This is a genomic window from Nocardia vulneris (assembly GCF_001613425.1).
Taxonomy (GTDB): Bacteria; Actinomycetota; Actinomycetes; order Mycobacteriales; family Mycobacteriaceae; genus Nocardia; species Nocardia vulneris.
In genome coordinates, this window is record NZ_BDCI01000001.1 from 135,583 (window position 1) to 155,686 (window position 20,104).

The 20,104-nt window shown below is 69.6% G+C and carries 16 protein-coding genes; 8 read left to right on the forward strand and 8 right to left on the reverse strand.

Features of this window, described 5'->3' with window-relative positions:
- Positions 1-2: 2 nt before the first annotated feature.
- Positions 3-959 carry a zinc-dependent alcohol dehydrogenase gene (locus NVU01S_RS00525; RefSeq protein ID WP_209444896.1) on the reverse strand — a complete coding sequence of 319 codons (957 nt, stop codon included), beginning with the start codon at positions 957-959 and terminating at the stop codon, positions 3-5.
- 351 nt (positions 960-1,310) lie between these two features.
- On the opposite strand from NVU01S_RS00525, the gene NVU01S_RS00530 reads away from it, so the two are divergent.
- Positions 1,311-2,441, forward strand: coding sequence for an epoxide hydrolase family protein (locus NVU01S_RS00530; RefSeq protein WP_209444897.1), 1,131 nt, complete (start codon positions 1,311-1,313; stop codon positions 2,439-2,441).
- A 10-nt stretch (positions 2,442-2,451) separates the two neighbouring features.
- Here the strand turns inward: NVU01S_RS00530 and NVU01S_RS00535 are convergent, their stop codons facing one another.
- Complete coding sequence (locus tag NVU01S_RS00535; RefSeq protein ID WP_043681383.1) at positions 2,452-3,849, reverse strand: MFS transporter; 1,398 nt, start codon at positions 3,847-3,849, stop codon at positions 2,452-2,454.
- A 72-nt stretch (positions 3,850-3,921) separates the two neighbouring features.
- On the opposite strand from NVU01S_RS00535, the gene NVU01S_RS00540 reads away from it, so the two are divergent.
- The gene (locus NVU01S_RS00540) at positions 3,922-4,920 is read left to right on the forward strand and encodes a GlxA family transcriptional regulator (RefSeq protein WP_043681386.1); all 999 of its coding nucleotides are present in this window, start codon (positions 3,922-3,924) and stop codon (positions 4,918-4,920) included.
- 25 nt (positions 4,921-4,945) lie between these two features.
- Here the strand turns inward: NVU01S_RS00540 and NVU01S_RS00545 are convergent, their stop codons facing one another.
- Both NVU01S_RS00545 and NVU01S_RS00550 read right to left on the reverse strand, forming a co-directional pair.
- On the reverse strand, positions 4,946-6,286 hold the full coding sequence (locus tag NVU01S_RS00545; protein ID WP_043681389.1) for a glutamate-1-semialdehyde 2,1-aminomutase: 1,341 nt from the start codon (positions 6,284-6,286) through the stop codon (positions 4,946-4,948).
- 5 nt (positions 6,287-6,291) lie between these two features.
- Positions 6,292-7,779: a cytochrome P450 gene (locus tag NVU01S_RS00550; protein WP_052281361.1), complete on the reverse strand. Its 1,488-nt coding sequence runs from the start codon at positions 7,777-7,779 to the stop codon at positions 6,292-6,294.
- A gap of 233 nt (positions 7,780-8,012) precedes the next feature.
- Between NVU01S_RS00550 and NVU01S_RS00555 the strand changes: the two genes are divergently transcribed.
- From NVU01S_RS00555 to NVU01S_RS00570, 4 genes are all read left to right on the forward strand, one after another.
- Positions 8,013-9,323: a glutamine synthetase family protein gene (locus tag NVU01S_RS00555; RefSeq protein WP_063048028.1), complete on the forward strand. Its 1,311-nt coding sequence runs from the start codon at positions 8,013-8,015 to the stop codon at positions 9,321-9,323.
- A 57-nt stretch (positions 9,324-9,380) separates the two neighbouring features.
- Positions 9,381-11,369, forward strand: coding sequence for an asparagine synthase (glutamine-hydrolyzing) (asnB, locus tag NVU01S_RS00560; RefSeq protein ID WP_043678648.1), 1,989 nt, complete (start codon positions 9,381-9,383; stop codon positions 11,367-11,369).
- A 23-nt stretch (positions 11,370-11,392) separates the two neighbouring features.
- Positions 11,393-12,790, forward strand: coding sequence for a pyridoxal phosphate-dependent decarboxylase family protein (locus tag NVU01S_RS00565; protein WP_052281166.1), 1,398 nt, complete (start codon positions 11,393-11,395; stop codon positions 12,788-12,790).
- Between the two features lie 116 nt (positions 12,791-12,906).
- Positions 12,907-14,286 (forward strand): cytochrome P450, encoded by a 1,380-nt coding sequence (locus NVU01S_RS00570; protein WP_043678647.1) that lies wholly within the window; start codon positions 12,907-12,909, stop codon positions 14,284-14,286.
- Between the two features lie 42 nt (positions 14,287-14,328).
- Here the strand turns inward: NVU01S_RS00570 and NVU01S_RS00575 are convergent, their stop codons facing one another.
- The 4 genes from NVU01S_RS00575 to NVU01S_RS00590 all read right to left on the reverse strand — a co-directional run bounded on the left by NVU01S_RS00575 (position 14,329) and on the right by NVU01S_RS00590 (position 17,771).
- On the reverse strand, positions 14,329-14,934 hold the full coding sequence (locus NVU01S_RS00575; RefSeq protein WP_052281165.1) for a CPBP family intramembrane glutamic endopeptidase: 606 nt from the start codon (positions 14,932-14,934) through the stop codon (positions 14,329-14,331).
- Entirely contained in the window at positions 14,931-15,827 is an 897-nt protein-coding gene (locus tag NVU01S_RS00580) for an NAD(P)H-binding protein (protein WP_043678646.1), read from the reverse strand. Before NVU01S_RS00580 ends, NVU01S_RS00575 begins: the two co-directional genes overlap by 4 nt.
- A gap of 240 nt (positions 15,828-16,067) precedes the next feature.
- Positions 16,068-16,670 (reverse strand): hypothetical protein, encoded by a 603-nt coding sequence (locus NVU01S_RS00585; RefSeq protein WP_043678643.1) that lies wholly within the window; start codon positions 16,668-16,670, stop codon positions 16,068-16,070.
- A gap of 54 nt (positions 16,671-16,724) precedes the next feature.
- Positions 16,725-17,771, reverse strand: a complete 1,047-nt coding sequence (locus NVU01S_RS00590; protein WP_043678640.1) for a medium chain dehydrogenase/reductase family protein — start codon at positions 17,769-17,771, stop codon at positions 16,725-16,727.
- A gap of 108 nt (positions 17,772-17,879) precedes the next feature.
- Here NVU01S_RS00590 and NVU01S_RS00595 point away from each other — a divergent pair, with 108 nt between their 5' ends.
- Positions 17,880-18,521: a TetR/AcrR family transcriptional regulator gene (locus NVU01S_RS00595; protein WP_043678638.1), complete on the forward strand. Its 642-nt coding sequence runs from the start codon at positions 17,880-17,882 to the stop codon at positions 18,519-18,521.
- A gap of 160 nt (positions 18,522-18,681) precedes the next feature.
- On the forward strand, positions 18,682-20,070 hold the full coding sequence (locus NVU01S_RS00600) for a hypothetical protein (RefSeq protein WP_043678636.1): 1,389 nt from the start codon (positions 18,682-18,684) through the stop codon (positions 20,068-20,070).
- Positions 20,071-20,104: the final 34 nt, after the last annotated feature.

Here is a 20,104-nt window from a genome sequence, read left to right on the forward strand (position 1 = left end):
CGTTACGGCGTGATGATGACTTTCAGCCCGGTGCGCCGCTGCGCGTCGGCGAACGCGGCGGGTGCCTCGGTGAGCGGGACCCGCGACGAGACGAGCGGGTCGAGGGCGATGACCCCACGCGCCGCCAGATCGATTGCGCGCGGGTGAGTTTCGTTGCTGCGCCGCACCATTGCGATCGTCAGCTCTTTGCCGCGGGCGAGCGAGGCACGGAAGGTCGTGCTGTCCGAGCCAGGGATGCCGCCCAGCACTACCCGTCCGCCCGGTCGCGTGGCCGCCATGGCGATGTGCACCGCGTCGTCGTTTCCGGCCATTTCGAAGGCGACATCGACGCCGTGCGCGGCGAAGTCGGGTGGGTCGGCGGCGGGGTAGGGATCGAGAATTTCGTCGGCGCCCCATTTCGCGGCGGCGTCGCGCCGGTGTGCCAGCGGTTCGACCGCGAGCACGCGGGATATCCCGGCGGCACGCAGCACCTGGATCAGCAGCAGTCCGACCGGTCCGCAGCCCACGACCGCCGCGGTGCCGCCGAACGGTACCTGGCCGAGATCCAGCGCCCACAGGGCCACCGCCAGCGGCTCGAGCAGTGCGCCCGCTGCGTCGGATACGTTGTCCGGCAACGGATGTAATCGATGCGACGGCCATGGCAGGGTTTCCCGCAGCATCCCGTCGGTCACGCCGTGTCCGGCGAATCGCACGTGGTAGCACAGATTTCGAAACCCGTCCCGGCAGGCGCGGCAGGTCTCGCACGGGATCGCCGGATCGATCGCGACCCGTTCGCCGCGCCGCGGCCCGGTGGCGATCTCACCCGCGCCCTCGTGGCCGGGTATCAACGGCTGCCCGAGTTTCGCGTCGCCGATCGCGCCGTCTTCATACCAGTGCAGATCCGATCCGCAGATGCCGACCGCGGTGACCCGTACCAGGGTTTCGCCCGCAGCCGGCGCCGGCGGTGGTTCGTTCCCCACCCGCAGGTCCGCGATTCCATGAAGTCTCGCTGTCCGCATTTTCCCGACTATAGGGGGATATTCCGCGCGATGTCCACGCTCCGAGTGACCTGACGGAACGGTGAATGGGAGATGAAAACAGCAGGTAGACAACTTGATTCGAAGTCCTTCCGGTTTGTCGGAAGTCTGATTTGTCACTTCTGTTCGGAAAGAATGTGTCATCTCCGATTGGGCCTCAGGACAATTCGGACATTCCTGACTCAACCGCTTGATTTCGACTCGCAAAGGGTAAGTGCATCAAGTATTTTGAGCCTCGGACAATGCGAGCCATAACCGGAAGGCAGTGTGCCCATGCCCGGACAGTCCGCGGCCATCGTGCCGTTCGAAGTCGAGATCCCGGAATCCGTGGTGGCGGATGCGCGGGAGCGCCTGCGCCGCACCAGATGGCCTGAGCCCGAGACGGTCGGCGATTGGTCCCAGGGCACACCCGCGGCCTATCTGCGCGGGCTGTGCCGGTACTGGCTGGACGAGTACGACTGGCGCGCCGCGCAGCGGCGGCTGAATCGATTTCCGCAGTTCACCACCGAGATCGACGGATTACCAGTGCATTTCGTGCATGCCCGGTCGCCGTATCCCAGCGCGATCGCGCTGCTGATCACGCACGGCTGGCCCGGTTCGGTCACCGAATTCCACAAGGTCGTCGCACCGCTGACCGATCCGGTCGCGTTCGGCGGCAACGCATCCGACGCGTTCCATGTCGTGTGCCCGTCGCTGCCGGGGTTCGGTTTCAGCGGTAAGCCGGAGCGGACCGGGTGGGGCGCGGAACGGATCGCCGACGCCTGGGACCAGCTGATGCGCCGGCTCGGTTACGCCCACTACGCCGCCCAGGGCGGCGACTGGGGTGCGCGGATCACCATGGCGCTGGCCAGACGGCATCCGCAAGAGGTGCTCGGCATCCACCTGAACATGGTGCCGTTCCGTGCGCCGGTGGGCGCCGAGGACCTCACCGAGGCGGACCGTCGCGCAGTGTCCGCGCTCGCCACACATCGCGCCCAGGGCTCGGCCTACGCGGCCATCCAGGCGACTCGGCCGCAGAGCATCGGTTACGGCCTGACGGATTCGCCTGCGGCGCTGGCCGGTTGGATCATCGACAAGTTCCAGGCCTGGAGCGATTGCGCCGGCGATCCCGGCACCGTCTTCACCGAGGACGAACTGCTCGACAACCTCCTGATGTACTGGCTGCCCGCCACCGGCGCCTCGGCGGCACGGCTGTACTGGGAAAGTTTCGCCACCGCGACCGGCGACGACAGCCGCATCACGGTGCCCACGGGGTGTTCGGTGTTTCCTGCCGACATCTACCGGCCGACGCGCCGACTGGCCGAGCCGCAGTTCGCGGATCTGCGGCACTGGAACGAACTCGACCGGGGCGGGCATTTCGCCGCCCTCGAGCAGCCCGCCGTCTTCGTCGACGAGGTCAGGACCACGTTCCGCGGACTGCGCTGAGCCGCGCCGGTCACCGAACCGGTTCCCGCACCGCGTAATTGTCGCGGAAGCGCAGGCCGACGACGGCGGCGGCCAGTGCGGCGGCGGCCATCGCGAACCAGGCGATGCGGAACTCGCGCAACGCTTGCTGGCCGAGGAGCGCGGTGAGGATCGCGACCCCGAGCGCGGAGGAGAGCTGGCGCGACATCATGAGCACCGCGCTGGCCAGGGAGGTCTGCTCCGACGGCAGGGTGGCCGCCGACCCGAACAGCGCGGGCTGCAACAGCGCGGTGCTGATGCCTGCCAGGATGGCGCCGGGCAGGAACACTGCGAGATACTGCGGCCGGTCCGTCGCGGTGAGCGCCCACCAGCCGCAGCCGGCCGCGAGCGCCACACCGCCGAGCATGGTGGCGATCCGCGCGCCGACCCGGGCTACGATCCGGCCGTACAGCAGCGCCGTCGTCATGGTGCTCAGCGGCATGGGCGCGATGCTGAGCGCCGCGGTCACGACCGAATAGTGCCAGCGGCCGGTGAGGAACAGCGTGGCCGCCAGGATCATCGCGGCGAAAGCCAGGTAGTACAGGAACAACCCGCCGACCGCGACCGTGAACAGCCGGTGCCGGAAGAGCGCGAAGCTGACCACCGGGTCGGGCGCCCGGCGCAGATGACGCACGGTCAGCGCCGCGAGCAGCACGGTCGCCAGCGTGCAGCCGAGAATCGCCTTGGAGGCGTAGCCCCATTCCGGGGCCTGCACGAAGACGGTCGTCAACCCGGCCGCGGTGAGCAACACCAAGGTGGCGCCGAGCAGATCCAGGCGTTTGCGGGGACCGCGCACCGAGGCGGGCAGCACCCGGCGCCCGGCCAGCACCGCCACCGCGACGACCGGAATGTTGATCAGGAAGATCCACCGCCAGCCGGCGGCCAGCAGCAGACCGCCTGCCACCGGACCGCTGCCTGCGCCGGCCGCGGCGACGGCGGTCCAGATGCCCATCACCTTGGCGTGTTCGCGCGGCGGGAAGGCGGGCAGGGCGAGGCCGAGCGAGGTCGGGATCAGGATCGCGCCCGCGACGGCCTGCACCACCCGCGCCGCCACCAGCACGCCGAGCGTCGGAGCGAGGGCGCAGCCCAGCGACGCCACCCCGAACAACGTCATACCCACCAGGAACGCGGCCTTGCGGCCGATGTCGTCGGCCATCCGCCCCGCGGGCACCAGCATGGCGGCGAGCACGATGGTGTACGCGTTGAGCACCCACGACACCTGAGCCAGGGTGCTGCCGTGGAACGTTTGCTCCAGCGCGGGGAACGCGACATTGACCGCGAACAGGTCGAGGATGGCGAGGAATTGGGCGGCGGAGGCGACCGCCAGAATCGGCCACCGCCGGCTGTCGACCGGTAAAACGGCAGGGTTGTCCGGGGTGTGGGCTGTCACGTCAGGTCACCGTACAGAGCCGTTGCGGCGGCCACGAGTGCCGTGTTTGCCATCATTCGATAGCTTTGTGACATGCCCAGTGTCCCAGGCACTCTCGCGGTGCTGCTGCTCCCGCAGCAGGCCGCCATCGAGGTCGCGCTCGCGTGTCAGGCCTTCGGTACGCCGCCGCACGACCACGCGGGCGACTGGTACGACCTGCGGTTGTGCGGGGTCGACGGCGCGGGTGCGCACGTCGGCCTGCGGGCCTGGTTCGGTCACGCGGGTCCTGCCGGGTCGTTCGGCATGTGCGCTACCCACGGGCTCGACGATCTGGTGACCGCGGATACGGTGCTCGTCCCCGGAACCGGTGACGTGCACACGGATCCGCCCGCGGCGGCGCTGGCCGCGATCCGGGCGGCGCGGGCGCGCGGCGCCAGGATGGTCTCGCTGTGCTCCGGCGCGTTCGTGCTGGCCGCGGCCGGGGTGCTCGACGGCAGAACGGCCACCAGCCACTGGGCGCACGCCGCACTGCTGGCGAGCCGGTTCCCGGCCGTGCGGGTGGATCCGAACATTCTCTACACCGACGAACCGGACGTGCTCACGAGTGCCGGGCTGATGGCCGGAATCGACCTGTGCCTGCACGTGATTCGCGCGGATCTGGGCACCCGCGCCGCCAACGCGGTGGCGCGCCGGATGATCGTCCCGCCGCATCGCGCGGGCGGTCAGGCGCAGTACATGGCGTCACCCGTGCCCGCCCCGGACGGTGGCTCCGGTCTCGGCGAGGTGCTGGAGTGGGCGATGGCGCGGCTGGATCAGCCGACCGGGGTAGGCGACCTCGCGGCCGCGGCGGGTGTGTCCGTGCGCACCCTGATCCGCCGGTTTCATGCCGAACTCGGCACCACGCCGAGCCGCTGGCTGCTCGGGCAGCGCCTCGCCCGCGCCCGCGAACTGCTCGAACGCACCGGCCTGCCGGTCGATCTCGTCGCCGCGCACAGCGGCCTGGGCACCGCGCCCAACCTGCGCGCCCACTTCGCCCGCGAACTCGGTCTGTCGCCGACGAAGTATCGACGCGACTACAACCCCGGCCGGTAGTGCGCTCTTCGATTGTGCCGGAGCATCATTCGGGGCGCGCCGCCGCGGCCGCCCGGGCGGCGTGCGGGAGCGCGTCGAGGATCGTGCTGAGCGCGCGATCGTCGTGCGCGGCCGTGACGAACCAGGCCTCGTAGACACTCGGCGGCAGCGCCACACCGTGTTCGAGCATGGTGTGGAAGAACGGCGGGAACCGGAAGGTGTCCTGCGCCTGCACGTCCGCGTAGTCGCGGGCCGGGGTGGGGGCGAACAGTACCGAGAACAGGTTGCCCGCCGACTGAATGGTATGCGCGACACCGGCTTCGGTGAGGGCGGCGGTGGTGGCGTCCTGAATCGTCGTGCTGGTCTGATCCAGCAGGTCGTAGGTCTTCTGGTCCGCGAGGCGCAGCGTGGCCAGGCCCGCGGCGACGGCGAGCGGATTCCCGGACAGCGTGCCCGCCTGATACACCGGTCCGTCCGGCGCGAGGCACGCCATGACGTCGTGGCGGCCACCGACCGCCGCCAGCGGCATGCCGCCGCCGATCACCTTGCCGAACGCCACCAGGTCGGCGTCGTACTGCGCGGTCGAGCGCGACCTTTCGAGGCCCCAGTAGCCGTCGGACGCGACCCGGAACCCGGTGAGCACCTCGTCCAGGATCAGCAGCGCGTCGTGCTCGTGCGCGAGCGCGGCCAGTGCGGCGTTGTAGCCGTCGTCAGGGGCGAGGACACCCATGTTCGCGGCGGCGGCTTCGACGATGACGGCCGCGATCCGGCCCGGATGTGCGGCGAAAGCGGCCCGGACCGCGGCGATGTCGTTGTACGGCAACACGATCGTCTGCGCCGCGATCGGCTCGGGCACCCCGGCCGAGGCGGGCAGTCCGAAGGTGGCCACGCCGGAGCCCGCGGCGGCCAGCAGGCCGTCGGAATGACCGTGATAGTGGCCGGCGAACTTGACCACCAACGGTTTTCCGGTGAACCCGCGGGCCAGCCGGATCGCGGTCATCGTCGCCTCGGTGCCGGTGGACACGAGCCGGAGTTCGTCGATCAGCCCGCCCTCGGCGCGTGGGCCGCCGAGGCGGGCCACGACGAGTTCGGCCAGCTCGGTCTCGGCCGGTGTGCTGGCACCGAACGACAAGCCGCGCGCCGCCGCATCCTGCACGGCCGCAACGACTTCCGGATGCGCGTGACCGAGAACGGCGGGCCCCCAGGACGCCACGAGGTCGACGTACTCGCGCCCCGTCACATCGGTGACATACGGCCCTGCCGCAGCCACGATGAACCGGGGCGCGCCTCCGACCGACCGGAAAGCGCGCACCGGCGAATTCACCCCGCCCGGAATAACCTGCCGCGCACGATCGAACTGGATCTCGTTGCTCGTAGAAGCAGCCATACCCCTCAGCCTAGGGGAGCCGCCGCGTCGTCGGTCGCGGCTCGGCGGCGCAGGACCATGGGAAGACCGTCGCGGGGGCGCAGGGTCAGGGTGTGTTCGGGGAGGACGCGGGCGCCGGCGGCGAGGTCGAAGGTGTAGCGCTGGGTGAGCATGGCGAGGATGAGTCTGGCCTGGACGCGGGCGAACCCCAAGCCGATGCACTGGCGGTGGCCCGCGCCGAAGGGGAGATACGAAAAGCGAGGGCGGGCAAGAGGATTCGCGGTGGCCCCGGTCGCGGGGAAGACGAACTGCCGGTGCTCGGGCAGGAATCGGCGCGGATCGAAACCTTCGGGATTGGGCCAGGACCGCGGATCGTGGTGCAGGAGATACGGTGCCACGTACACGGTCGCGCCCGCCGGTACGTGGTAGCCGCCGAGCACATCGTCGGCGACGGCCTGCCGCTCGATCAACCAGGACGGCGGATACAAGCGCATCGCCTCCTCGAGCACGGCCGAGGTCCACGGCAGCTGGTCGAGGTCGGCGGGCGTGGGGCGGCGGCCGCCGAGCACGGTGTCGACCTCGGCGATCAGGCGCTCGCGCGCCTCGGGGTGATTCGACAGCAGCAGCAGGGTCCAGGCCAGCGAGTAGGCCGTGGTGTCGTGCCCGACCAGCAGGAAGGTCTTCAGTTCGTCGCGGACCTGGCGCGGGCTCATCGCCGCCGCCCCTGCCTCGTCCCGTGCGTCGAGCAGCAGACCGAGCAGATCGTGCCGATCGTCGTGACGGTTGTCCTGTCGTTCCCGGATCAGCCGGGTGACCACGTCGTCGAGCACCCCGACCGCCGCGTCCAGCTTGCGCCAGCGCGGCGCCTGCAACCGCAATGCCGAATCGGGTGTGACGCCCGGGATACGCAGCGGCAGCCAGGTCAGCAGCGAGGTCATCGCCTTGCCGACGCAGCGCAGGATCTCGACGAGCGCCTCGTGGACGCGGGCCGCGTCGTCGGACAGGTCGCCGCCGAACAGCGCGGGGCCGGTGACGTCGAGGGTCAACGCGTTCATCGCGACGGAGACATCGAGCCGGTCGCCGTCGGGACGGGTCTCCCAGCGGGCCAGGGTGCGTTCTGCGGCGTCGATCATGGCCTCGGCGAACCGGTCCAGCTGCCTGCGGGCGAACAGCGGCTGCATGATCCGGCGCTGCCTGGTCCAGGACTCGCCCTCGTTGGTCAGCAGCCCGTTGCCCAGCGCCATCGCCGCGACCTTGGCATTGAGCGTCTTGCCGTAGTTGCTCTGCCGCGCGACGAAGACGGCTTCGACGAGATCGGGATCGTTCACGAGGAAGAACTGCTGCCCGGACGCGTCTATTCGGACGACGTTGCCGTAACGCTCGACGAGTTCCTGGAATGCCGAGCACGGATCTCGGCGGATTTCGGTCATTACCCGGAACGCGTCCAGGCCCGTCGGCCCGGGCGCGCGGGCCGGTTCGGCCGCGGTATCGATGAGCGGTGGGGCTTCGGTCACGGTCGTCGCTTCCCGTAATGCTTTTGGGGAGATTTGCCTCGGTGTTGTTCGTCCAAGATCAGGGGTGTTCGCCCGAATTTCAACCCCCCATCCGGGGCATCCCGGACCACGAGTTGCTCTGCCAGACTGGCCCGATGGGCGACAACGACTGTCGAAGCCTGCCTTTCGGAACAGGTCGCGCACCCGCATGGGCGGCGCAGTGAGACGGTCCGTGGGGGAGTGAGAGGATCCAGATGGAAGCGGTAGAGCAATTCCTGAAAGAGAATTCGATCACGATGGTCGAGCTCGCCACCCCGGATATGACCGGCGCCCTTCGCGGAAAGAGAATCCCGGTCGAATCCTTTCTGGCCAACGGAATGTCGGACGGGGTCGGGCTTTCGTCGGCGGTATTGGCCTGGGATTACCGGATGGAGGTCATCGAGACCGCCGACTACAGCTGGTCGAACGGATATCCCGATATCTTCCTGCGGCCCGACGTGGCGACGTTGCGGCTGGTGCCGTGGAAGCCGAAGACGGCGCTGGTCTTCTGTGACGTGGTGGACGCCGCCGGCGAGCTCGCCGCGATCGCGCCGCGCGACGTGCTGCGCCGCGTGGTCGCCGATCTCGAAAATGCCGGTCTCGCACCGTATATCGCGATGGAGTCCGAGTTCTACGCGCTCGACGGCGAGTCGCTGCGCGCGCACGGAGATCGCAACCCGGTCTACAGCCTGCACGACAACCACTACCTGGAGCCGTTTCTCGACGAGATCTGCGCCATGCTGCTGAGCGCCGACGTCGAGGTCGAGGCGTGTGGCGCCGAGTACGCGCCGGGTCAGGTCGAGATCAACCTGACCCCCTCCGATCCCGTCACCGCGGCCGACAGCCTGCTGTTCTTCCGTTATGCCGTCAAGCAACTCGCACCGCGGCACGGGTATCGCGCCACGTTCATGGCGAAGCCGTTCGGCGATCTCTCCGGCAGCGGGTTGCACATCCATCAGAGCATGTGGGGCAAGGACAAGAGCAACGCGTTCTGGGACGCGCGGACCGGCGGGTTGAGCACGGTCGGCGGCAATTATGTTGCGGGACTGCTGAAGTACGCGGCCGAGCTGCAACTCGTCGCGGTGCCGACGCCCAACGGCTACAAGCGCGTGACGGACCATTCGTTCGCACCGACGAACCTGTCCTGGGGCTTCGACAACCGCTGCGCCGCCGTGCGGGTGCTGATCCGCGACGCCAAGGGCACCCGGGTGGAGACGCGGATCGCCGCCGCCGACGCCAATCCCTATCTCCTCGCCGCAGCCCAGCTCGCGGCGGGCGCGGCCGGCGTCACCGCAGGGCTGACACCGGCCGCGCCCGCCGCGAACTCCTATGTGTCGGCCGAATACCCGCCGCTGCCGACGAATATCTGGGCGGCGGCAACGCTTTTCGGCGAGAGCGAATTCGCCCGGCGGGCCCTCGGCGCGGGGACCGTGCAGAACTTGTGCCAGGTAGCGCGCAGCGAGGCCACGGCGGGCCAGCGAGAAGTGACCGAATGGGAGCGCGCGCGGTATCTGGACTCGGTATAGGCGACGGCGCTGGCGAACTTTTCGATCGTCAGGAAGTAGGAGATACCCGTGTGTGGTGTGGTCGGATTCATTGACAGCGGATTACGGAAAGACCAGCGGCTGGACCTGGTGCGGCGGGGGATCCGTGCGATCGCCCATCGCGGTCCGGACGAAGTGGGCCTCTACGACAGCGCCGATTTCACCCTCGGCACCGTCCGGCTCTCGGTCATCGACCCCAGGCTCGGCCAGCAGCCCATGGTCACGCCGGACCGGCGATACATCGCCGGATTCAACGGCGAGGTGTTCAACTATCTCGAACTGCGCAGCGAACTGGAGGATTACGGCGTTCGTTTCCGGACGAACTCCGATACCGAGGTGCTGCTGCATTCCTTCGCCTATTGGGGCCTCGACGCGCTTTCCCGATTGAACGGCCAATACGGCTTCGTGTTCTACGACAAGTGGGAACGGACCTTGATCCTGGGCCGGGACCGCTTCGGTGAGCGTCCGATGTTCTACACCGAGCAGGACGGCACCTTCTATTTCGCGTCCGAGATCAAGGGGCTGTTCGCGTTTCCGCGGGTGCCGCGCGAGCTGGCCGCGGACAAGGTGCGGCGCGCGATGCGGTACTGGAGCCCGGTCCCGGGGGAGACCTGTTTCACCGGCATCGACGCGATCCCGCCGGGACACATCCTCACCGTCCGGGACGGGCAGGCGGAGCTGTCGAAGTACTATCACGGCATCGCGCGCCAGGATGCCGTGGCGCCGCCGAAGTCCTTCGAGGAGGCGAAAAGCGGGCTGCGCGAGGTGATCCGGGACTCGGTGCGGCTGCGGCTGCGCGGCGACTATCCGCTGGGCACCTACATCAGCGGCGGCATCGACTCGGCCGTCATCTCCACGGTGATGAGCGAACTGATCGGGGAGCCGCTCACCACCTTCTCCATCGACGCGGCCGACAGTCCGGTGGACGAGTCGCCGTACCAGCAGGCCATGGTGGACCGGCTGGGCAGCAAGCACACCCGGATACCGGTGTCGCGCGCACAGGTCCGGGAACGGTTCCCGCATGTCGTGCGGCAGTGCGAGCAACCGTTGCATTTCACCGCGCCGGTGGCCTACGGCGTGATGGCCGAGCACGTAGGGCTGGCCGGGGTGCGCATCATTCTCGGCGGCGAGGGCGCCGACGAACTGTTCGCCGGTTACGACGTGGCCAAAGAGGCGACGATCCTCGAACGGTGTTTGCGCGGTGGGTCTTTCGCGGGCGCGGCGGAGGAACTGGAGCTGGCGCTGAACGATATGCGCTACAGCGATGCCACCAATGCCGCCGCGATCCTTCGCTTCTACGCCGACCGCGCGGACCGTGACTTCACCCTCGGCGCCCACCTGCGCCGCTTCGAAACCGAACCGGTCGACCAGCTGATCGCCGCGACCGGGGATGTCTACGACGACCACGCCGTGCTGCTGCGCCGGTTGCGCTCCGAGTTCCCCGACTTCGATCAGCGACCCGCGATCGACCGATCGATGCTCGTGGACATGCACACGTTCCTGATCGGCTACGGGATGACCTGCCTGGGCGACCGGGCCGGTACGGGTTACGGCGTCGAGGGCCGCTATCCGTTCATGGACTCGCACGTGGTGGAGTACGCGGCGGCGCTGCCGGTCGAGTGGAAACTGAACGGTGCGCGGGCGAAACATATTCTGCGCGAAGCCTATTCCGATCGGTTGCCGCACGGCATCGTCAATCGGCCGAAGTTCGGGATGCGACTGCCCGGCGCGGAGGCGCTGCTGCCCGACGGCGACGACTGGGTGGCCGCGGTGCTGAGCCCGGCCACGATCAAGCGGGTCGGATTCCTGGTACCCGAGGCGGTGGACCGGCTCGTCGACCGGGTGACCGGATCGCGGTCGCCCCGGGTGCCGTATCCGTTCGGCGACGCCTATGTGCACCTGCTCAGCGTGCTGCTGATGGAGGAGTTCCTGATCCACGACTTCCAGGTGCCCGAGGTCGACATCGACCGCATCATGATGCGCGACATCGACGGGGACCACGACCCGGTGGGCACGGCCGCGCGCTGACGCCAGCCAAGAGAGGATCCATCATGTCCCATGTCGACCTGGTCGACGATGTACGAGAGGTCGGGACGGCGGTCCTGGAAGCCCTTGTCGCGCATGTCGAATCCGTCCGGGCCGGATCGGGTGAGGTCGTCTCGGCGGCCGATATCGACACGGTGTCCAAGCGGCTCGAGCTGCGCCGGTGGGTCGAGGAGGGGGGAATGACCCTGCCCGAACTGCTCTCCTTCGTCACCACCTACAGCGATATCTCGGCCAGCCATCACCATCCGGGATACATGGGGCACCAGATCGCGCCCTCGGATACCCCGGGGGTGGTCGCCGACCTGCTACAAGCGGTGACCAACAACATTCCTCTGGTGTACGAGCTGGCACCGGCCGCCGCGGCGGTGGATCGATCGGTGTGCCGCTGGATGCTCGACCACGTCGGCTGGGGCGAGACCGGCCTCGGCGCCATCACCAACGGCGGCACGCTGGGCAATCTGACCGCGCTGCTCGCGGCGCGCTCGCATGCCGACGCGACCGCGTGGCAGCGCGGAACGCCGGGCGATCTGGTCATCATGGCGCCCGCCACGAGTCACTACTCCGTGCGAAAAGCGGCCGCTGTCATGGGGTTGGGGGTGAACGGCGTCTACCCGCTGCGCACCGACGCGCTGGGCCGCATCGATCCGGCGGGCCTGGCCCCGGCGCTGGCCGACGTGCGGGCCCAGGGCCTGCGGCCCGTCGCGGTGGTGGCCAACGGCTGTGCCACCGGGACGGGCCTGTACGACCCGATCGCGGAGGTGGCACAGTTCTGCGAGGCCAACGGACTGTGGCTGCACATGGACGGCGCGCACGGTGCGGCCGCGCTGCTCTCGCCGCGGCTGCGCGGCCTGCTCGCCGGCCTCGAACGCGCGGACTCCACGGTGTGGGACGGGCACAAGATGCTGCGCACCTCGGCCCTGTGCACCGGGGTGCTGTTCCGCGAAAAGCGTTATCTCGACACGATGTTCAAACAGGACGCGAGCTATCTCTACCGACCCGAAGCCGAAGACGTCGATCCGGGCCAGTACACCTTCGAGACCTCCAAGGCGCCGCTCGGTCTGAAGATCCTGCTCACCCTGGCCTATCGCGGTGAGGCGTCGTTGCGCTCCTACGTCGAGCGGCAGTACGGTCTGGCCACCGAGCTGTGGGAGCTCATTCAGGAACGGTCCGATTTCACAGCGCCGTATCAGCCGCAGAGCAACATCCTCTGCTTCCGCTACGAACCGTGTGGCGACCGGCAGCTCGAGCTGCGGGCGCGGCTGATCCAGGACGGCCGGTTCTACCTGTCGTCCTTCCAACTGGGCGGTCGTCCGTACCTGCGGGCCTCGCTCATGTCCCCGACCACCGACCGGCAGACGCTGCACGAGCTCTTGGAGGTGATCACGAAGGTGGCTGCCGTGTGATGTTCCGCTGTGGGACATGGCATCTCGTGCTCCCGGTCTGGCCGAAGTGGCTGTGGCCGCCTCCGGGTTGGCGGACACTGTAGACATGTCGTTCTCGTACGGGAGGGAGACACGTCATGGGTGAGCAGGGCGCGACCGTGCGGGTCGCGACGGCGCCGCATCGATTGCCGGTGCTGGGGCACCTGCTGTCGCTGCGGCGGGATCCGCTGGGCTTCATGGCGTCGCTGCCCGCGCACGGTGATCTGGTCCGGATCGGTCTCGGGCCGGTCACCGCCGTGGTCGTGTGCGACCCCGACCTGACCCAGCAGATGCTGCGGCAGGACCGCATCTTCGACAAGGGCGGCCCGCAGTTCGACCGCGGCCGGGAACTGGTGGGCCACGGACTGGCCACCTGTCCGTACGCGATGCACCGGCGGCAACGGCGGCTGTTGCAGCCCGCCTTCCACGCCGATCGGATCACCGGATACGCGCCGATGATGACCTATCAGATCACCGAGATGGTCGATTCCTGGCACGACGGCGAGGTGATCGACGTCAAAGCGCAACTGCACACCCTCGCCGCCAAGGTGACCGCGGCGACGCTGTTCGGGCAGGCGATGCCGGAATCGGACCAGCAGCGGCTGTTGCACGACGTGGAAGTGGTCTTCGCCGGCGTGATCCGGCAGGCGATGATGCCGGAGTGGGTGCGCCGCTGGCCGGTGCTGGGCAATCGCGCCTGCCTGCGCGCCGCCGAGGAGGCGCGCGCCATCCTCGGTGAGCTGGTCGCCGCCCGGCGCGCCGAAGGGGTCGACCACGGCGATCTCTGTTCGGCACTGGTCATGGCCCGCGACAACGACGGCGGGCAGTTGAGCGACGCCGAGATCGTCGATCAGGTGCTCACCTTCTTCTTCGCGGGCACCGACACCACCGCGACGGCGCTGGCCTGGGCGTTGATCCAGCTCGACCGGCACCCGGAGGTCGCCGCCCGGCTGCACGCCGAGGTCGACGCCGTCCTGGCGGGGGCCGCCGCGCGGCACGGGGATCTGCCACGGCTGCCGTTCACCGGTCAGGTCATCGCCGAAACCCTGCGCTTACGGCCGCCGGCCTGGTTGTCGACCCGCACGGTGACCGAGGACACCGAGCTCGGCGGTCACCCGCTGCCCGCGGGCAGCACGGTGATCTTCAGCTCGTACCTGATCCAGCACCGCCCCGACCTCTATCCGGACCCCGAGCGATTCGATCCCGATCGTTTCGATCCGGCTCGGCCCGAGCCGCCGCGCGACGCGCAGTTGGCCTTCGCGGCGGGCGCGCGCAAATGCATCGGGGATCGGTACGCGCTGACCGAGGCCACCCTGGCGCTGGCCACCATCGCCACCCGCTGGCGATTGCGCAGCCTGCGCGGCACCGATATCCGGCCGACGCTCGCCGTGGTCCCCGAACCGCGGCGACTGCGGATGCGCGCCACCGCTCGCTCGCCGCGCAGCGCGCGCGCCGAGGAACCGGGGCAACTGGTCTGAGGGTCGGGAACCGCTGCGTCAGTGTCTGATTCGCGCGACGCGTCACCGGAACAGGCGCGGGAGGTACTGCACCATGAGGGTGGACCAGGTGAGATGGGTGAGCACGGGCGCCTGGATGCCGCCGGTGGCGCGGCGTTGCAGACCGAACAGCGTGCCCATCAGGACCGAGGCCAGCACCAGGGCCGGATTGCGGGTGGCGGCGGTGGTGCAGGCGTAGACGCCGGTGGAGACGAGGACGGGATGGCGCCCGGCGACGGAGTAGACGGCACCGCGGAAGAAGATCTCCTCGGCGGCGCCGTTGGCCAGCGTGATCAGCAGCACCCGCGGCGTGGGCCCGCGTTCGGCGTAGCGCAGCACGCCGGTGATCGCCTTGCGCAGGAAGGGAATTCGCCGGGCGACCAAGCCGCAGCCGTAGAAGACGGCGAACGTGGCGGCCCCGAGCGCGATGGGGACGAGTACGGGCGCGGGCGGCTCGCCTTCGCGTGGTGGGCGACCGCCCAGTGTCCAGGTCGCCGCGGTGGCGAGGGTGAGCCGGTAGAACCGCGCGGAATCGGGCTCGGCGGCGAACGAGGCGCCGAGCAGGCCGGTGCCCGCGAGGGCGACGACCGCGACCCGGCGACGGCGGGCGAGCAGACCGGCGGAACTCATGCGGCGCGTGCCGCTTTCGCGCGTTCCCCGAGCGCGCGCAGGACGGCGGCGTCGTAGTCGAGCGGGTCGAACGGCACCAGTGCGCGAATGCTGTTGTCCCGCACCACCACCTCGTTGGTCATCGAGTCGACCAGGGCGCGGCCCGTGGTGGTGTCGACATCGGTGACCAGCGACAGCCACAGCGAGGACATCCGCGGCGAGAGCAGCGGCACCGGCACCACGAGCAGGGGCCGGCCTTCGATCTTGGCGACCCGGCGCAGCATGTCGAGATATTCGAGGACGTCGGGGCCGCCGATATCGAAGGTGCGTCCGGTCGTCTCGGGGTTGTCCAAGACCCCGACCAGGTAGCGCACCACGTCGTCGACGGCGATCGGCTGCGTCCGGGTGCGTACCCAGCGCGGCGTGACCATCGCGGGCAGGTGCTCGACCAGTTGCCGGGTGATCTCCCAGGAGATACCGCCGTGTCCGACAATGATTCCCGCGCGCAGCGTGGTCACCGGCACGCCCGCCGCGCCGAGCAGTCCCTCGACCTCGCGGCGGCTGCGCAGATGCGCGGACAAGTCGTCGGTATCGTCGCCGAGGCCGCCGAGATAGATGATCCGGCGCACCCCGGCGTCGGCGGCGGCGCGACCGAAGTTGCGGGCGGCCGCGGCATCGCGGCGGCGGAAGTCGGCTTCGGCCAGCGAGTGGACCAGGTAGTACGCGGCGTCACAGTCGCGCAGCGCCGCGCGTAAGGAATCGGGGTCGGCGACATCGCCGCCGATCGGTGTGCCGCTGCCGCGGTAGGACTCCGGATGCCGGGTCATGGCGCGGACGGACCGTCCGGTCGCCGCCAGTTCGGGGCACAGTCGCTGCCCGACGAAGCCGGTCGATCCGGCGACGAGCACGGTCATGGGCGCATCCTCTCCGTCGCGGTGGGTGGTGCCGGGGTGGTGAGCCGTTCCCCGCCAGGCTACTCGAGCCCGTGGGATCCTCGGCGCCACGGACGATATCGAGGTCGTCAGGTGCGCACCCGGGTGCGGGCCGCGCTGATCGCGGAACGCGCGGGCCTCGTGCCCGTGGACCTGAGCCGGTGGCGCACGACAACGCCCGCCACCGATCGTATTCGGTAGCGGGCGAGCGGCTTTCGTCGTTCAGCGCAGGCCGAGGCGGCGGTACTCGAGGAGAGTGGCCACCGCGTAACCGCCGCCCCCGGCGAGCGCGAGGATGGCGAAGAAGCCCGGCATGCCGACGAAGAGCGCGGCGGTCGAGACCAGGGCGAGCCAGGCGCCGAGGCCGTAGTGCAGCACGTTGCGGCGTGCGGCGCCCTCGCCGAGGTACAGCAGGCCGACGACGAGCCCGGAACCGGCCGGCCACAGGACCGATTGCAGCTCGGGCAGGCCCGCGGTGGTGGTGAGACCGGTGATGGCCACGAACAAGGCCCCGAAGCCCACCGCCCAGGACAGTCCGAGGAGTTGTCCGGTCAGTACGTCGGGTTTGGCGGCGCCCCGCTGGGCGCGTAGCGCGGCACGGGTGGCGCAGACGGTGCCGACCGCGAAACCCATGCCCAACAGGGCGAGTGGCAGCCAAGCGGGCAGGGCCAGCAGCGGGTCGTCGCCCCGGGAGAGCGCGGCGGCACCGTGTCCCAGGATGTAGGCGAGTCCGAAACTGACGTAGGTGGACCGATTGTCGACGTCGCCGCTGCGGGAGAGGGCGGGCGCGGGGACGAGCGGGGCGGCGAGTTGTGCGGTGGTCATGACAGGAGCCTCCGAGATAAGGGTGTGGAACGGGGTAGGAGAGCAGTGCGGTGGTCAGCGGTGCGCATCCGGCACGATGACGACTTTGCCTGCGACGGTGTGTGATTCGGCGAGGGTCAGCGCCGCGGCCGCCTCGGACAGCGGGAACTCCGCGGCGATCTGCGGGGTCAGCGCGCCTTCGGCCAGCAGGCGGAACACCTGGGTGAGGTCCTCGCGCAGTTGCCTGCGGAAGATGTCGAGGCGACGCTGGCCCGCCCAGAGGTTGTAGAAGCGCGCGCTCTTGCCGTTGGGCAACAGGTTCCACAGCAGTATCCGCGGAAACAGCTTCAGCACAGGCAGTTTCGGGTTCCCGCCGTCGTTCTTCGTCGCCGCGGTGCCGTAGGAGACGAGCGTGCCGCCGCGGCGCAGCAGCCGCCACGAATCGACCACGGTGGCCCCGCCGACGTGATCGAAGACCGCGTCGACGCCGTCCGGCGCCCTCTCCCTGATCCGGCGGTACATGTCCGGGTCGCGGTAGTCGACCGGGTGCACGCCCTGCTCGCGCAGCGCGGCGTGGTGGCGCGGGGCGGCGGTGCCGATCACGGTGATCCCGGCCTGCCGGGCCAACTGCACGAGCGTGGAGCCGACGCCGCCGTTCGCGCCGAGCACGACAATCGTTGCGCCGGTGCGGACCTGGGCGGTCCGGTGCAGCAGCTGCCAGGCCGTCAGTCCGTTGACGACCACCGTTTCGGCGGCGGCCGGGGTCACCCCGTCCGGCACGGGGACCAGATCCGCGGCGTCCAGGACGAGGGCGCTCGACCAGGCGCCGACCTTGGTGACGGCGGCGAAGCGGCAGCCGATCAAGCCGGTGTCGACACCCGGGCCGGTCGCGGTGACCGTGCCGACCACGTCGTAGCCCGGCACGAAGGGGAACGGCGGTTGGTCGAAGTACTTGCCGCGGCGCATCTGCTGTTCGGCGAACGAGACGCCGGTCGCCTCCATGCCCAGGACGACCTGACCGGCGGCGGGCGTCGGCAGATCGCGCGTGGTGACCTGCAGGCCATCGGGCTCGACCCTGTCCGGCAGGACGATCGCCGTGATGGTGGCGGTGCTGTTGTTCATGGTGTGTCCGATCCGATCCGGTTGAGCTAACGGACGTAAGGCTACGGGTGTTAGTCGAGTTTGCGCAAGGGCTAACAGCTGTAAGTTTTGGTCTGTAAGGTTTTGGTCATGAACGAGAACGAGCGGGCGACGCACACCCGCGTGCGCAATCCGCGGGGCGCGGGCGCGCGGCTGCGGGACGAGATCGTGGCGGCGGCCGTCGCGCTGCTCGACGAAACCGGCGACGGCAGTGCCCTGACGCTGCGGTCGGTGGCGCGGCGGGCCGGGATCGCGGCGCCCTCGATCTATCGGCATTTTCCGCACCGATCGGCGATCATGCCCGCGGTCGTGCACGACGCCTTCGCGCAGTTGGACGCGCAGTTACGGGCGGCCGAGCGGGCCGCGGGGGACTCGCCCCGGGATCGTTTGGCCGCAGTGTGTTTCGGCTATCTGGAGTTCGCCCGTGCGCGTCCGGGGCGCTACCGCACCATGTTCGGCGGCGGCTGGGTGCCCGACCGCGACGACGGCGCTGTTTCCGAGGGCGACATGGCGGTCCTGGGGCAGTCGAGCCTGCGACTGCTCGCGGCTGCCCTCGCCGATTGTGTTGCCGCGGGCCAGGCTCGGAGCGCGGACCCGGCCGTGGATGCGGTAGCGCTGTGGCTCGGGCTGCACGGCCTCGCGCATCAGCGTGCGGTCGCGCCGTCGTTCCCCTGGCCCGCCGAGATCGTCGAACGCCTCGTCAGCACCCTCGCGCACCTGACCGCTCCGTGAGTGGTGTTCGTTTACCCAGGTGAAAAGCAGTGTGAGGCAAGGTGTTCGGAGAACAGCGAGCCCTCGGGTGGCCGGTGTGGGCGCCGGGGGATATGCTCGTCGAGATGACTACTCATTCTGTCGAAAGATTGGGGGTTCCATTCGTGCACGGTGAGCGCTGATGCCCACCGACACTGCGAATGGGGACCTTTCCCGCCTCTCCTTCTGGTCGCGCGTACGTGAATTCGCCGTGCCGCCAGGAATGATCGAGACTGCCACCGCTCGTCGCCTGCAGGGTGATTGGGCGGGCGCGTGCGCCGCGGCAGGCTTCGATATCGATCTCGATCTGCGCTCGACGGCGCGGACCCACGGACGCGAACTCGCCACGCGGATCCGGTCCGACCTGCGGCATCTGGCACCGGACCTGCTGCGCTGGCACCTGCCGCGGATCGCACCGGACGGACTGCTGCGACCCGGGTCGACCAGCACCCTCGCGCGCTACGCGCCCGCAGGTCAAGAACGCGGCAGCCCGCCGGGCCTCGAACTCGTGGTTCGCACCGCGCCCGCCTGGGCGGACGCGGGCCAGCGGATCAGTCTGGCGTTATTCGACGGGTCTGCCAAAACCGCTGCGCCAGGACTGCATCCGCATCCTCGACCGGACCGCCGATATCGCCTGGATCTGCACCGCCACCTCTGGGACGCGCGCAGCGCCGACGAGTTGTGGACACGCTGCGGGGCCGGGGAACCACTTGCCCGGCCCGATCCCGAACTCCTCGCATTGTTGCCCTCGTCCGGTGGGTGTGCGGTCGAGACCTGGGCGGTCGAGGCGCGGCTGCTATCGGACGCCGAGAAGTGTTGCGGCAGTGCGTTCGTAGTACGGCTGGGTGGTCGGCGACGATTGGTGCTGCGGGTCGCCGACGACGGCGGGGGACCGCCCACCGTGCGAATCGAGCCGGGCTATCCGGCGGGCCGCGTCTCCGCGTTGCCGGTACTGCCCGACGCCGCGACCTGGACGCTGCCCGACCTGGCGCTGCTGCGTGCCGGTGTGATCACGGCCGATCGGTTGCACCCGCTGGTCGCGGCGGCATTGGTACCCGGCGGCGCTTCCGCGGTGCAGCAGCCCTACGCCACGGCCGGATCGCGCCTTGTGACCTGCCGCGGCGAACAGCACCGCATCGGGTTCGTCGACGGCGTCCTGTCCGCGCTCGACCACGACCCCGTGGAACTCCGGCGGGAGGAACTGCTGGCCGCGCTGTCGGGAACGCCGTTGCCCTGCTTGCAGGCCATCGATGTGGCACACCGTGCACCGGACTGCCTGGCGGGCATCCGGGAACGATTGCACCACGGCGATATCGCGGGCGCGCTGGCGTTGGTCGAGGGACTGCTCGGTCCCGGCGCGCTGCTGCGCGACGGCGCGCTGCGTGACGAACTCGAAGCCGCCGCGCGGCGGCGGATCACCTACGGGCTCTTCCGATCCGGCCTGTCCGAAGCCGGATCGGAGCGCGTCCCCACCGGGCGTGCCCGGCGCCGCGACCGTCGGGCGCATCCGCGCAACGCGACTCGGCACTGATTCGACAACTTTCCTTCCGGCCACACCGATTCCC

Bases quoted from the DNA above. Each gene is read 5' to 3' on its own strand.
- NVU01S_RS00540 (WP_043681386.1), top strand. From the start codon at position 3,922: ATGCCCAGTGTCCCAGGCACTCTCGCGGTGCTGCTGCTCCCGCAGCAG.
- NVU01S_RS00545 (WP_043681389.1), bottom strand. From the start codon at position 6,286: ATGGCTGCTTCTACGAGCAACGAGATCCAGTTCGATCGTGCGCGGCAG.
- NVU01S_RS00555 (WP_063048028.1), top strand. From the start codon at position 8,013: ATGGAAGCGGTAGAGCAATTCCTGAAAGAGAATTCGATCACGATGGTC.
- NVU01S_RS00565 (WP_052281166.1), top strand. From the start codon at position 11,393: ATGTCCCATGTCGACCTGGTCGACGATGTACGAGAGGTCGGGACGGCG.
- NVU01S_RS00570 (WP_043678647.1), top strand. From the start codon at position 12,907: ATGGGTGAGCAGGGCGCGACCGTGCGGGTCGCGACGGCGCCGCATCGA.
- NVU01S_RS00575 (WP_052281165.1), bottom strand. From the start codon at position 14,934: ATGAGTTCCGCCGGTCTGCTCGCCCGCCGTCGCCGGGTCGCGGTCGTC.
- NVU01S_RS00580 (WP_043678646.1), bottom strand. From the start codon at position 15,827: ATGACCGTGCTCGTCGCCGGATCGACCGGCTTCGTCGGGCAGCGACTG.
- NVU01S_RS00585 (WP_043678643.1), bottom strand. From the start codon at position 16,670: ATGACCACCGCACAACTCGCCGCCCCGCTCGTCCCCGCGCCCGCCCTC.
- NVU01S_RS00590 (WP_043678640.1), bottom strand. From the start codon at position 17,771: ATGAACAACAGCACCGCCACCATCACGGCGATCGTCCTGCCGGACAGG.
- NVU01S_RS00595 (WP_043678638.1), top strand. From the start codon at position 17,880: ATGAACGAGAACGAGCGGGCGACGCACACCCGCGTGCGCAATCCGCGG.
- NVU01S_RS00600 (WP_043678636.1), top strand. From the start codon at position 18,682: ATGCCCACCGACACTGCGAATGGGGACCTTTCCCGCCTCTCCTTCTGG.